General features: G+C 58.4%; 14 protein-coding genes. 2 read left to right on the plus strand and 12 right to left on the minus strand.

All coding sequences use genetic code 11. From position 1 onward, the window contains the following. Positions 1-3 precede the first annotated feature (3 nt). From recX to JOE34_RS24860, 4 genes are all read right to left on the minus strand, one after another. Positions 4-471, minus strand: coding sequence for a recombination regulator RecX (recX, locus tag JOE34_RS24845; protein WP_003339537.1), 468 nt, complete (start codon positions 469-471; stop codon positions 4-6). Positions 472-476: 5 nt separating this feature from the next. Further along, positions 477-1,541, minus strand: coding sequence for a recombinase RecA (recA, locus tag JOE34_RS24850; protein ID WP_002554688.1), 1,065 nt, complete (start codon positions 1,539-1,541; stop codon positions 477-479). A gap of 93 nt (positions 1,542-1,634) precedes the next feature. Then, positions 1,635-2,135 (minus strand): nicotinamide-nucleotide amidohydrolase family protein, encoded by a 501-nt coding sequence (locus tag JOE34_RS24855; protein ID WP_209996889.1) that lies wholly within the window; start codon positions 2,133-2,135, stop codon positions 1,635-1,637. A 91-nt stretch (positions 2,136-2,226) separates the two neighbouring features. Then, positions 2,227-2,469 (minus strand): damage-inducible protein CinA, encoded by a 243-nt coding sequence (locus JOE34_RS24860; protein WP_154218219.1) that lies wholly within the window; start codon positions 2,467-2,469, stop codon positions 2,227-2,229. 153 nt (positions 2,470-2,622) lie between these two features. Here JOE34_RS24860 and mutS point away from each other — a divergent pair, with 153 nt between their 5' ends. Together mutS and fdxA are read left to right on the plus strand one after the other, a co-directional pair. Then, positions 2,623-5,190: a DNA mismatch repair protein MutS gene (gene mutS, locus JOE34_RS24865; protein WP_161420914.1), complete on the plus strand. Its 2,568-nt coding sequence runs from the start codon at positions 2,623-2,625 to the stop codon at positions 5,188-5,190. A gap of 259 nt (positions 5,191-5,449) precedes the next feature. Further along, positions 5,450-5,773, plus strand: a complete 324-nt coding sequence (gene fdxA, locus JOE34_RS24870) for a ferredoxin FdxA (protein WP_003339547.1) — start codon at positions 5,450-5,452, stop codon at positions 5,771-5,773. Positions 5,774-6,317: 544 nt separating this feature from the next. On the opposite strand, the gene rpoS is transcribed toward fdxA, so the two are convergent. The 8 genes from rpoS to JOE34_RS24910 form a co-directional block, all read right to left on the minus strand. Continuing rightward, a complete protein-coding gene (gene rpoS / locus JOE34_RS24875; RefSeq protein ID WP_003314325.1) occupies positions 6,318-7,325 on the minus strand; it encodes an RNA polymerase sigma factor RpoS in 1,008 nt (335 codons plus the stop codon). A gap of 103 nt (positions 7,326-7,428) precedes the next feature. Beyond that, positions 7,429-8,295: a peptidoglycan DD-metalloendopeptidase family protein gene (locus JOE34_RS24880; protein WP_003391034.1), complete on the minus strand. Its 867-nt coding sequence runs from the start codon at positions 8,293-8,295 to the stop codon at positions 7,429-7,431. Positions 8,296-8,502: 207 nt separating this feature from the next. After that, entirely contained in the window at positions 8,503-9,138 is a 636-nt protein-coding gene (locus tag JOE34_RS24885; protein ID WP_002554702.1) for a protein-L-isoaspartate(D-aspartate) O-methyltransferase, read from the minus strand. Positions 9,139-9,179: 41 nt separating this feature from the next. Further along, positions 9,180-9,929, minus strand: coding sequence for a 5'/3'-nucleotidase SurE (gene surE, locus JOE34_RS24890; RefSeq protein ID WP_003314323.1), 750 nt, complete (start codon positions 9,927-9,929; stop codon positions 9,180-9,182). After that, positions 9,917-10,975, minus strand: a complete 1,059-nt coding sequence (gene truD / locus JOE34_RS24895; protein WP_024960248.1) for a tRNA pseudouridine(13) synthase TruD — start codon at positions 10,973-10,975, stop codon at positions 9,917-9,919. The genes surE and truD overlap by 13 nt, the downstream gene beginning before the upstream one ends. Beyond that, positions 10,972-11,445, minus strand: a complete 474-nt coding sequence (gene ispF / locus JOE34_RS24900) for a 2-C-methyl-D-erythritol 2,4-cyclodiphosphate synthase (protein ID WP_003391045.1) — start codon at positions 11,443-11,445, stop codon at positions 10,972-10,974. The genes truD and ispF overlap by 4 nt, the downstream gene beginning before the upstream one ends. A gap of 53 nt (positions 11,446-11,498) precedes the next feature. Then, positions 11,499-12,344 (minus strand): S-formylglutathione hydrolase, encoded by an 846-nt coding sequence (gene fghA / locus JOE34_RS24905; protein WP_003339558.1) that lies wholly within the window; start codon positions 12,342-12,344, stop codon positions 11,499-11,501. 96 nt (positions 12,345-12,440) lie between these two features. Further along, a complete protein-coding gene (locus JOE34_RS24910; protein ID WP_003339560.1) occupies positions 12,441-13,553 on the minus strand; it encodes an S-(hydroxymethyl)glutathione dehydrogenase/class III alcohol dehydrogenase in 1,113 nt (370 codons plus the stop codon). Positions 13,554-13,606 lie beyond the last annotated feature (53 nt).

Raw genomic sequence — 13,606 nt, forward strand, 5'->3', positions numbered from 1 at the left:
ATATCAGTCATCCCCGCCACGGCCGCTTAACAAGCGGCCGATCATTTCCAGCGGATAGCCGCGATAACTCAGAAAACGCCCCTGCTTGGCTCGCTCGCGCGCATCGACAGGCAAAGCACCGGCAAACTTGCGCTGCCAGAGCTCGTGAAGCTTCTCCTGCCAATCAACGCCGCACTCCCTTAGAGCCTGCTCAATGTCAGCACGTTGCAAGCCACGCTGACCAAGCTCTTCGCGAATACGAACAGGACCGTAGCCCGAACGTGCCCGGTAAGAAACGAAGCTTTCGAGGTAACGGGATTCAGAGAGCAGTCCTTCCTCGACCAGACGATCAAGGGCTGCATCGATAAGCTCGGGGGGAGCGCCGCGCTGACGCAGTTTACGCGTCAGCTCGACTCGACCGTGCTCGCGACGTGCGAGCAGGTCCATTGCAGTGCGCCTGACGGCGACGGGTGTATCGAGCACGGCAGGCATGGCTATCAGATATCGACATCTGCTTCAGACATATCATCGGCAGCCACTGCTTCACGGGAGCCGACAGCCTTGGTATCGACGCCAGGGGTCAGCAGCTTGTCGCGGATCTGCTTCTCGAGCGCTTTACAGATTTCCGGGTTATCTGCCAGGAACTTGGCCGAGTTGGCCTTACCCTGACCAATCTTGCTGCCTTGGTAGCTGTACCAGGCGCCGGACTTCTCGACAAAACCATGCAGAACGGCCAGATCGACGATTTCACCGTTCAGGTAGATACCCTTACCATAAAGAATCTGGAACTCGGCCTGACGGAACGGCGGAGCTACCTTGTTCTTCACGACCTTGACGCGGGTTTCGCTGCCGACAACTTCATCGCCTTCCTTGACCGCGCCTGTACGGCGGATGTCCAGACGTACCGAAGCGTAGAATTTCAGCGCGTTACCACCGGTGGTGGTTTCAGGGCTGCCGAACATCACGCCGATCTTCATACGGATCTGGTTGATGAAGATCACCAGGCAGTTGGCGTTCTTGATGTTGCCGGTGATCTTGCGCAGCGCCTGCGACATCAGACGTGCCTGCAGACCCACGTGCATGTCACCCATTTCGCCTTCGATCTCTGCCTTGGGCACCAGCGCAGCAACGGAGTCGACCACGATCACGTCAATGGCGTTGGAGCGCACCAGCATGTCGGTGATTTCCAGCGCCTGCTCACCGGTGTCCGGCTGCGAAACCAGCAGGTCGTCGACGTTGACGCCCAGCTTGCCGGCGTATTCCGGATCCAGTGCGTGCTCGGCGTCGACAAAGGCGCAGGTAGCACCCATTTTCTGGGCCTGAGCGATGACCGACAGTGTCAGCGTGGTTTTACCGGAAGACTCAGGACCGTAGATTTCCACGATCCGGCCTTTCGGCAGACCACCAATACCGAGTGCGATATCCAGACCCAGCGAACCGGTGGAGATGGCAGGAATCGCCTGGCGATCATGATCGCCCATGCGCATCACGGCACCTTTACCGAACTGACGCTCGATCTGACCCAAGGCCGCAGCCAAGGCTTTCTTCTTGTTGTCGTCCATTGAAGTCCTCACGTAATCAAATTCAATTAGGGCCTTGATGGCCACAACACCTGTATAAGTAGACAGTATTATTCCACAGCAGTGAGCGCGCGCCTACCCCTGTTTTGGCATTTCTCCGCGTGCAAGCTGTATCAGCCCGTGCAGCGCGGCTTCAACCGTCTGTCGACGGACCTGATCACGGTCGCCATCGAAGTGGCAACGCCGGGCGATCAGCACATCATCCTTGCCCCAGCACAGCCACACGGTACCGACCGGTTTGTCCGGCGAACCGCCGCCGGGCCCTGCGACACCGCTGACCGCAACGGCGAATCGTGCACCACTTTCACGCTGTGCGCTTCGCACCATGGCTTCGACAACCGCCTGGCTGACCGCCCCGACCTGTTCGAACAACATCTCGGGCACTCCCAGCTGGCGGGTCTTCTGGACATTCGAATAGGTCACGTAGCCCGCTTCGAACCACGCCGAGCTGCCGGCAATGCGCGTGATCGCTTCAGCGATTCCGCCCCCCGTACAGGATTCGGCCGTAGTCACCTGCGCGTTCATTGCACCCAGAAGCCTGCCAAGCGTATCGGCAAGCCCGGTTATCTCATTCACGGTGTAATCATTCATGCTGGAAAGCCTGTAAAGGTGAATCCTGAGGCGGCGCACCTGCCGCGCAACAGGGCTGAGCATGCTGCTTTACTTGTCATTTTTCCTGCGCCCGGGCTTTTTGACCGTTTCCACCGTGGTTTCTCTCGGCCTTTTTCTGGCTTCTTCCAAAGGGATGAAGCGCCCGCTGACAGAATCCCTTGCTCGTTTGTTCTTCATATAAAAGTCCTTTTTTATAAGTTACCGCCCGGTGATCGAGTGGCAGCGATGAAAGTCTATACGGCAAATCGGGATGCATGGCTGTCTGGAAACGCCCGGTCACCAATACGCGGGAAGCCACGCTGTCACTGCACCACCCGGTCGAGCGTGATAACCTTGCCGCCATCGCACATACCCGGCAGACGCCCCTTGCTTCAGACAAGGGCCACCCGTCGCGTCTCAAGGTTGCCTCACTCCTCTCAAGAACTTGCCTAAGCCACTGATGAATAAAGCAATTTCCGACCTCTCCGCACACACTCCGATGATGCAGCAGTACTGGAAACTCAAAAACCAGCACCTGGATCAACTGATGTTTTATCGCATGGGCGATTTCTACGAGATCTTCTACGAAGACGCGAAGAAAGCCGCCAAGCTGCTGGATATAACCCTGACCGCACGCGGCCAGTCGGCAGGTCAGAGCATTCCCATGTGCGGGATTCCCTACCACGCAGCCGAGGGTTATCTGGCCAAGCTGGTGAAACTGGGCGAATCGGTGGTGATCTGCGAGCAGATCGGCGACCCCGCCACCAGCAAGGGGCCGGTGGATCGTCAGGTAGTACGGATCATCACGCCAGGGACCATCAGCGATGAGGCCCTGCTCGACGAGCGCCGCGATAACCTGATCGCCGCCGTGCTGGGTGACGAACGCCTGTTCGGCCTGGCGGTACTGGATATCACCAGTGGCAACTTCAGTGTGCTGGAGATCAAGGGCTGGGAGAACCTGCTGGCCGAGCTCGAGCGCATCAACCCGGTCGAGTTGCTGATTCCGGATGACTGGCCACAAGGTCTGCCTGCCGAGAAGCGCCGCGGTTCTCGACGTCGCGCGCCCTGGGATTTCGAGCGCGACTCAGCCCATAAAAGTCTGTGTCAGCAGTTTGCAACCCAGGACCTCAAGGGTTTCGGTTGCGAAAACCTGACGCTGGCCATCGGTGCTGCCGGCTGCCTGCTCAGCTATGCCAAGGAAACCCAGCGCACCGCCCTGCCCCATTTACGCAGCCTGCGTCACGAACGTCTCGACGATACCGTGATTCTCGATGCAGCCAGTCGCCGTAACCTGGAACTGGACACCAACCTGTCCGGGGGCCGTGACAACACCCTGCAATCGGTGATGGACCGCTGCCAGACCGCAATGGGGACACGGTTGCTGACCCGCTGGCTGAACCGGCCATTGCGCGACCTGACCATCCTTCAGGCACGCCAGACGTCAATCACCTGCTTTCTGGAACGCTATCGCTTCGAAAACCTGCAACCACAGCTCAAGGAAATCGGCGACATCGAGCGGATTCTGGCGCGTATCGGCCTGCGTAACGCGCGGCCACGTGACCTCGCCCGCCTGCGCGACGCCCTGAGCGCCCTGCCCGAACTGCAACAGGCGATGACCGATCTGGACGCGCCGCACCTGCAGCAACTTGCGCAGACTGCCAGCACCTATCCCGAGCTGGCCGACCTGCTGCAGCGCGCGATCATCGACAATCCGCCTGCGGTCATCCGTGACGGCGGTGTTTTGAAGACCGGCTACGACGCTGAACTGGATGATCTGCAGTCGCTGAGTGAAAACGCCGGTCAGTTCCTGATCGACCTGGAAGCCCGCGAAAAAGCCCGCACCGGCCTCGGCAACCTGAAAGTTGGCTACAACCGCGTGCATGGCTATTTTATCGAGCTGCCAAGCAAGCAGGCCGAGCAGGCGCCGGCTGATTACATACGCCGCCAGACCCTGAAGGGTGCCGAACGCTTTATCACACCCGAGCTCAAGGAGTTCGAAGACAAGGCGTTGTCGGCCAAGAGCCGCGCGCTGGCTCGGGAAAAGATGCTCTACGAAACACTGCTCGAAGACCTGATCGGGCATCTTGCGCCGCTTCAGGACACAGCGGCGGCGCTGGCCGAACTGGACGTGCTGAGCAACCTTGCGGAGCGCGCACTGAACCTGGACCTCAATTGCCCACGCTTTGTCGCCGAACCTTGCATGCGCATCGAGCAGGGCCGCCATCCGGTCGTGGAACAGGTGCTGAGTACGCCTTTCGTTGCCAACGACCTGGCGCTGGACGACAGCACGCGCATGCTGGTCATCACCGGCCCGAACATGGGCGGTAAATCGACCTATATGCGTCAGACGGCGCTGATCGTGCTGCTGGCCCATATCGGCAGCTTCGTCCCTGCTGCCAGCTGCGAACTGTCGCTGGTCGACCGGATCTTCACCCGCATCGGCTCCAGCGACGATCTGGCGGGCGGACGCTCGACGTTCATGGTGGAAATGAGCGAAACGGCAAACATTCTGCACAACGCGACCGATAAAAGTCTGGTGCTGATGGACGAAGTCGGGCGCGGCACCAGTACTTTCGACGGCCTTTCGCTGGCCTGGGCGGCGGCTGAGTGCCTCGCACAACTGCGCGCCTACACACTGTTCGCCACGCACTATTTCGAACTGACGGTGTTGCCGGAAAGCGAGCCGCTGGTGACCAATGTGCACCTCAACGCCACCGAGCATAATGAGCGCATCGTGTTCCTGCACCGCGTCCTGCCAGGGCCTGCGAGCCAGAGCTACGGTCTGGCCGTGGCGCAACTGGCCGGCGTGCCGGGCAAGGTCATCAGCCGCGCCAAGGAGCATTTGCAGCGTCTGGAAACCACCAGCCTGCCGCACGAGCAGCCGCGCGCCAAACCCGGCAAGCCCGCAGTCCCGCAACAGAGCGATATGTTCGCAAGTCTGCCGCACCCGGTGCTCGACGAGCTGTCGAAGGTCAAGGTCGACGATATGACCCCGCGGCAGGCGCTGGATTTGCTATACACATTGCAAACTCGCCTGTGACGCGAAGCGTTACATACTGTTAGAATCCCGCGCGGTTTGGGACGCTCTCGGCTTTTAGCCTGGTCGAGGCGTTTTTCGAGCCGCGTGAAAATGCAGCGAACCGACGGTAGGTAGCAGGGACAGGTAGTAGACGACGCAGTCTTACTGCCTCAAGGCGACCCACCAAAAGCACGTGTTTTCATAGGGCCGGGAAACCTCCCGAACCTGGCACCCCTGTCTGGAAGGGCTATGCCGCAGCCGCCTGAGGAGAAAATTAGAAATGACCTTCGTCGTCACCGACAACTGCATCAAGTGCAAGTACACCGACTGCGTAGAAGTCTGTCCGGTGGACTGCTTTTACGAAGGCCCGAATTTCCTGGTGATCCACCCGGACGAGTGCATCGACTGCGCGCTCTGCGAGCCAGAGTGCCCTGCCGTAGCCATTTACTCGGAAGATGAGATCCCTGCCGGCATGGAAAACTTCATCGAGCTGAATGCCGAGCTTGCCGAAGTCTGGCCAAACATCACCGAAAAGAAAGACGCTATGCCGGATGCGGCAGAGTGGGATGGCAAAACCGGCAAGATCGCTGAACTGGAACGCTAGATTCCACGCAGACAAAAGGCCCCCAAGAGGGCCTTTTTTGTTGGATACGCTTTTCTGCAGACAAAAAAAGGGGCGGTATGAACCGCCCACATTTTTCCTTGATCCCTGTATTCCCTTGTCATCATCCTGATGAATCGCATCCCGCGATGTCCTTGGCCGTCATCCTTGATAGCCTGTGCCGGTCCGTTGGCACAGCTCCGATATTAGAGATATCACGCTGGAGAGCAACACCCGAAACGCTCCAGAATATTTCCTGGACAATTGCCTTTCAGAATTAAAATCCATTCTAAAACAACATCTTGCGATAAAAAAACCGATGAATTGGCGACAAGCCTCACTCCGGTTACCTGAATGACTTACAGCAAGCGTGCGCAATGACTTACAGGCTTTGAGCCCTCTGAGTACAAGCATGCCGCTGCCGTCCAAGCAGAACTGCATTGGCTGGCAGGACGCGCAGAAACATTTAAATTATGGAAGACATATAAAAAGGCCGATATACACACACTGTGTTATATCGGCCCTGGATGGATGCTGAGGAAGGGGACTACTGGAAGAGAGACTCGCTGGACAGACCGTTTTTCTCGAGGATCTCGCGCAGGCGCTTGAGTCCTTCGACCTGAATCTGCCTTACACGCTCACGCGTCAGACCGATTTCAAGCCCTACATCTTCAAGCGTGCTGCTTTCATGCCCGCGCAAGCCAAAGCGGCGAATCACCACTTCGCGCTGCTTCTCGGTCAGTTCAGACAACCATTGATCGATGCTCTGTGAGAGATCGTCGTCCTGCAGCAGCTCACAGGGGTCTGTCGGACGGTCGTCGGTCAACGTATCAAGCAGCGTCTTGTCCGAATCCGGTCCTAGCGAAACGTCCACTGACGAGACACGCTCGTTGAGGCCCAGCATGCGCTTGACCTCGCCTACCGGTTTTTCCAGCAGGTTGGCGATCTCTTCAGGAGAAGGTTCGTGATCCAGCTTCTGGGTCAGCTCTCTGGCCGCACGCAGATAAACGTTCAGCTCCTTGACCACATGAATCGGCAGTCGGATGGTCCGTGTCTGATTCATGATCGCGCGTTCGATGGTCTGACGAATCCACCAGGTAGCGTAGGTCGAGAAACGAAAGCCGCGCTCCGGGTCGAACTTCTCGACCGCCCTGATCAACCCCAGGTTGCCCTCCTCGATCAGATCGAGCAATGACAGCCCACGATTGACATAGCGTCTGGCAATTTTCACTACCAGCCGCAGATTGCTTTCAATCATGCGTTTGCGCCCGGCCGGGTCTCCACTTTGCGACAGGCGCGCAAAATGAACTTCTTCTTCCGGGGACAATAGAGGAGAAAAACCGATTTCATTGAGGTACAGCTGGGTAGCATCGAGCGCCCGCGTGTAGTCAATGTACTTGTGTTGTTTGAGCGATGTTGAATGCTTGACCTTGGTACGTCCCGAGACAGCGGCTGGCTGCTTCTCGTTTGACGCTTCCTTCAGGACAATGCCGGCTTCCATAAGGAGCACTTCATCATCGATGTCAAACTCCGGCGCTTCGTTGCCAAGAGCCATTGTTTTAGTCCTTTGGTGAGTTCGACCTCAAGCTCCAGCATCGCCTGATTCCATGGCAACGCTTGAGCCTGTTCCTACTACGCCAGGAACAGGCTGACAACTATCAACGACGTGGCAAGAATCCTAACGGATCTACGGGTTTCCCTTGGCGGCGAATCTCAAAATGCAGTTTCACCCGGTCAGTTCCTGTTGACCCCATTTCGGCAATCGTCTGCCCTGCCTTGACCTGTTGTCCTTCCCGTACCAAAAGCCTGCGGTTATGACCGTAGGCACTGACGTAGGTATCGCTGTGTTTGATGATGATCAATTCGCCGTAGCCCCGTAATCCACTTCCGGCGTAAACAACTGAACCATCAGACGCTGCCAAAACAGGCTGTCCCAAATCACCAGCGATATCAATTCCTTTATTCAAACTGCCGTTTGAGGAAAATTTTCCTATCAAAATGCCACTCGAAGGCCAGGTCCAACCCGTCGGAGACTTGCCGGCCGGGCCTGTCCCGGTGGTCGCCGACGGCGGTATAACCACAGGTACAACCGCAACAGGTTTGGACATGACCGTGGTTTTGACGGATCCGGAGCTGCTGGTGGTGGTCGATGTGGACGTCACTGGACGCCCGGCGCCCGACGTTGAAGCCACGCTCGGCGTTGAAGAGGAGCGCCCGTCAAAGCGAATTGTCTGACCTGGCTTGATGGTAAACGGCTCCGGAATCTGGTTGCGGGCAGCCAGCGCCTTCCAGTCCCAGCCGTAACGAAATGCAATGGAAAAAAGCGTATCGCCGCGCCTGACCACATATTGGCCAGTGGTCACTGTCGGGCGCTGGGCCACGGCGTTGCCGTTGCGATCAACGACGCGAACGCCGCCTGAAGGCGAGCTGGAGCAGCCGACCAAAAGGACACTGAGAGCAATGCCAATCACCAGACGCTGATAACTTCTTGAAGACCTGAGCTGCTGAATGACTGTGAGACTCACCCGCCACTCCCTTTACTGGTGACTGAATTCAAAAAAGATGCCTATTGTGCCGTAATAGCGACGGGCAGCCAGTGATATCCGCTGAAAAACGCTGTTAAGTATCAATCAGCTGCATGGAAATGATGCCATCAGGCCATTTAACATTTGTGGCCGCGCGCTGTAGACCGATGACTGACGCCAGAATTCATTGTTTACCGCAGACAATCTTCAAGCGATGGGTCCATTGAGCAGTGGCACGAAGCGCACAGCCCCCAGCACATGTCGGGAAAAACCGTTTTCTTCACGAATGATCAGCATCAACTGCTGAACCTCTCCCGAGCCCACGGGGATGACCAATCGGCCTCCCGGTGCCAGTTGATCGAGCAATGCCTGCGGCACATCGGTGGCCACCGCCGTAACGATGATGCCGTTATACGGCGCCAGGGCTGGCCAGCCTTCCCAACCATCACCCCAACGGAACACCACGTTGCGCAGATTGAGCTCGACCAGACGCTCCTTGGCGCGATCCTGAAGCACCTTGATGCGCTCTACCGAAAACACTCGTTCTACCAGCTGCGCCAGCACAGCAGTCTGATAGCCGGACCCTGTACCGATCTCCATGACCTTGTCCAGCGGCCCGGCTGCCAACAGCAACTCGCTCATCCGCGCGACCATGTAAGGCTGGGAAATCGTCTGGTTGTGGCCGATGGGCAATGCGGTGTCTTCGTAGGCGCGATGCGCCAGCGCTTCATCGACAAACAGATGCCGGGGCGTCTTGCGAATGACGTCCAGTACCCGCTGGTTGGAAATGCCCTCTTCGCAGAGGCGTTGAATCAGACGCTCGCGGGTACGCTGCGACGTCATTCCGATCCCTCGACGCAATAAATCATCCTGCTCGCGTGACATCAACGAAGTCCCTCCAGCCAGGTGTTCAGGCTGCTGAATCCGTCCTGATAGGTTCTATCCAGCTGCAACGGCGTGATCGATACGTAGCCTTGTACGACCGCATGAAAGTCGGTCCCGGCACCGCCGTCCTCGACGTCGCCTGCAGCAGCGATCCAGTAGCCGGCGCGGCCACGCGGATCGACGACTCTGATCGGTGCCGCAGCGCGGGCACGATGCCCCAATCGGGTCAATTGAATGCCGCGGATATGCTCGAGCGGCAGGTTGGGAATATTCACGTTCAATACCGTGCGGGGTGGCAGGTCGAGTTGCTCATGGGCCTCGACCAGCAAGCGCGCGTAATGCGCCGCCGTCGCCAGATTATCCGGCTGACGTGACAGAAACGAAAAGGCAAACGACGGTCGCTGCAGAAAACGCCCTTCAAGGGCTGCAGCGACCGTTCCGGAATACAGTACATCGTCGCCCAGATTGGCCCCCAGATTGATGCCTGAAACCACCATGTCCGGTTGACGTTCCAGTAGCCCGTGAATGCCCAGATGCACGCAGTCGGTGGGCGTACCGTTGACACTGATGAAGCCATTTTCCAGGGTGTGCGGATGCAAGGGGCGGTCGAGTGTCAGAGAACTGCTGGCACCACTTTTGTCCTGATCAGGCGCAATCACCACGCAGTCGGCGTAGTTCGCCAACGCCGCATGGAGCGCGACAAGACCGGGCGCATTCACCCCGTCATCATTTGATATCAGAATACGCATGAGCTGTCCGTCTGCCCAACCGGCACCAGATCGATGAGTTCGCGGACCAAAACGGTCGCGAAACATCCGGGCGGAAGGACGAATTCCAGTTGCAGAATGTCAGACTCGGGATAATGCCACGTCAGCCGCCCAATGGGCAGTCGCAGGATGCGACGTTCGTGCTCCATGCCCGCTCTGACCAGCCAGTCACGCAATACAGATTCGTCGTCGGCAACGGTATTTTCCAGCGCTGCCGTCGCACCGCCAGCTGGCGAAGGGCCTTCACCCCATTGAGGTCCGGTGGGGTGCAGATCGAGGATCGCCAGACGAGGATCGCTGCATTCATCCACCCCGGCCGGGAAAAAGCTGCGGCTGTCGGTGAACGCGAGCAAATCACCGACCTGAGCCTTCTGCCAGCTGCCATCGACAACCCGAGCGGCCAGCACCCGATTGAACAGGTAACTGCGCGCCGTGGACAAGAGTCGCGAACGCACCGCGCGTTGCTCAGGCAGCGCCTTGCGGGCGGCGTAATCGCGTGCCTCGCCAAGATTTCCACCCTGATAGCCGAAACGCTGCGTGCCGAAATAATTAGGGATGCCCTGCCGAGCGATGGTTTCAAGACGCTGATTCAAGGCGCCCTTGTCTGCATCCAGCTGGGTCAGACGCAGCGTGAAGCCATTGGCCGCATGGGCGCCGCGTTGCAGTTTGCGTTTGTGGCGGCCGCTCTTGAGAATCTGCAGCGTGTCGTCCTGCGCAGCGGACAGGTCAGGATCGGCCTTGCCAGGCAATTGAATGCTGAACCACTGGCGGGTCAGTGCCTGACGATCCTTGAGCCCGGCATAGCTGACTGTGCGCAGTTGGACGCCCGCAGCCCTGGCCAGTCGGCGGGCCGCCTCTTCCGTGTTCAGACCGCGTTTCTCGACCCATAGCCACAAGTGCTCGCCATCCCCGGAAAGCGGAATGTCCAGCACTTCGTCGACCTGAAAGTCTTCGGCAGTCGCTTTGAGGACTGCACGCCCCAATGCCTCGCCGTAAGCTCGCGGGCCCAGCAGTTCACGTTCATTCATGCGCGTAGCAACAACGCAACGGCATGCACCGCGATGCCTTCTTCACGCCCGGTAAAGCCAAGCTTTTCAGTCGTCGTGGCCTTGACGTTGACCTGATCCAGCTCAACCTGAAGGTCTGCAGCGATCAATGCACGCATGGCATCGATATGCGGCGCCATTTTCGGTGCCTGAGCGACGATGGTGGCGTCGACATTACCGACCTTCCAGCCTTTGCCATGGATCAGCGTGAGGACATGACGCAGCAGCACGCGACTGTCGGCGCCCTTGAACTGCGGATCCGTGTCGGGAAAGTGCTTGCCGATATCGCCCAGCGCTGCGGCACCCAGAAGCGCGTCGCTCAAGGCATGCAGCAGGACATCGCCATCGGAATGGGCCAGCAGACCGAACCCGTGTGCAATCCGCACGCCGCCCAAGGTAATGAAGTCGCCTTCAGCGAAACGGTGCACATCAAAGCCATGGCCAATACGCATAAAAAAACGCCCTGAAAAAAGTCAGGGCGTGATTCTACCTGCTTTGGCGCGCGTTAGCTGTTCAAGGCTGCTGCGTGATGCCTGAGATGGTCTTCGATGAAGCTGGCGATGAAGAAATAGCTGTGGTCGTAACCTGGCTGCATGCGCAGGGTCAGCGGATAGTCCGCAGTCTTGGCCGCCTGAACCAGCACCTCGGGTTTGAGCTGGTTGACCAGAAAATCATCACGATCGCCCTGATCGACCAGAGTCGGCAGCTTTTCGGACGCCTGCGCAATCAGCACGCTGGCATCCCACTCGCGCCAGCGAGAACGGTCTTCGCCCAGATAACGGGAGAATGCCTTTTGCCCCCAGGGGCAATCGATCGGATTACTGATCGGCGAGAACGCTGATACCGACCGATAGCGACCTGGATTGCGCAATGCGCAGACCAGCGCGCCGTGACCGCCCATCGAGTGCCCGCTGATGCTGCGCACCTGTGACGCCGGGAAATGCCCCTCGATCAGCGCCGGCAGTTCCTTGACTACGTAATCATGCATTTGGTAATGCCGCGCGTAAGGCTGCTCGGTGGCGTTGAGGTAGAAGCCCGCGCCTTGACCGAAGTCCCAGGCGCCGTCAGGGTCATCTGCCACGTCAGCACCGCGCGGACTGGTATCAGGCGCCACGATGATGATGCCCAGCTCGGCCGCCAGTCGATGGGCGGCGGCTTTCTGCATGAAGTTTTCATCCGTGCAGGTCAGGCCGGACAGCCAGTACAACACCGGCAGCTTGCCGCCCTGCTCCGCCTGTGGCGGCAGATAGACGGCAAACACCATGTCACAACCGAGCACCTGAGAATGGTGCTTGTAGCGCTTGTGCCAGCCGCCGAAGCTCTTTTGGCAGGAAATATTTTCCAAAGGCATATCGTGTCCTCTAGCTACAAGCCGCAAGCCGCAAGCTACAAGCATGTAAGAGACCTTCGTGCTTGCCGCTTGGAGCTGACAGCTTGCTGCTGCTCCTTAAAAATGAATGACCGTGCGGATGCTTTTGCCTTCGTGCATCAGGTCGAACGCCTTGTTGATGTCTTCCAGGCCCATGGTGTGGGTGATGAACGTATCCAGCGGGATTTCACCGGTCTGCGCCATGTCCACATAGCTCGGCAATTCGGTACGGCCACGCACGCCGCCAAACGCCGAACCGCGCCAGACGCGCCCGGTCACCAGCTGGAACGGACGGGTAGCGATTTCCTGACCGGCACCGGCCACGCCGATGATGACCGACTCGCCCCAGCCCTTGTGGCAGGATTCCAGCGCAGCACGCATCAGTTGCACATTACCGATGCACTCAAACGAGAAGTCGACGCCGCCATCGGTCATGTCGACGATGACTTCCTGGATCGGACGGTCGAAATCCTTCGGATTGACGCAATCAGTCGCGCCCAGCTGTTTGGCGATCTCGAACTTGGCAGGGTTGATGTCGATGGCGATGATGCGAGCCGCCTTGGCTTTGACCGCACCGATCAATGCCGAGAGGCCAATACCGCCCAGACCGAAGATGGCTACGGTATCGCCAGGCTTGACCTTGGCGGTGTTGAGCACCGCACCGATACCGGTGGTGACACCGCAACCCAGCAGGCAGACTTTTTCCAGCGGTGCCTGCTTGTCGATTTTGGCCACCGAGATTTCCGGCAGTACGGTGTATTCGGAGAAGGTCGAGGTGCCCATGTAGTGGAAAATCGGCTCGCCCTTGTAGGAAAAACGCGTAGTGCCATCCGGCATCAGGCCTTTACCCTGAGTGGTACGAATCGCTTGGCACAGGTTGGTCTTGCCCGAGCGGCAGAACTTGCACTGACGGCATTCCGGGGTGTACAGCGGAATCACGTGATCGCCGACCACCACCGAGGTCACGCCCTCACCCACCGCCTCGACAATCGCACCACCTTCGTGGCCGAGGATCGATGGAAAGATCCCTTCAGGGTCAGCCCCGGACAGTGTGTAGGCATCGGTGTGGCAGACGCCGGAGGCCACTACTCTGAGCAGCACTTCTCCCGCCTTGGGCATGGCCACATCGACTTCAACGATCTCCAATGGCTTTTTGGCTTCAAAAGCGACAGCAGCGCGCGACTTGATCATCAATCTTCTCCGACGGGTAAAAACAAGGATTGCAGTGTAGTACAGTGCCAATT

Source organism: Pseudomonas sp. PvP028 (genome assembly GCF_017832255.1).
GTDB lineage: Bacteria > Pseudomonadota > Gammaproteobacteria > Pseudomonadales > Pseudomonadaceae > Aquipseudomonas > Aquipseudomonas syringae.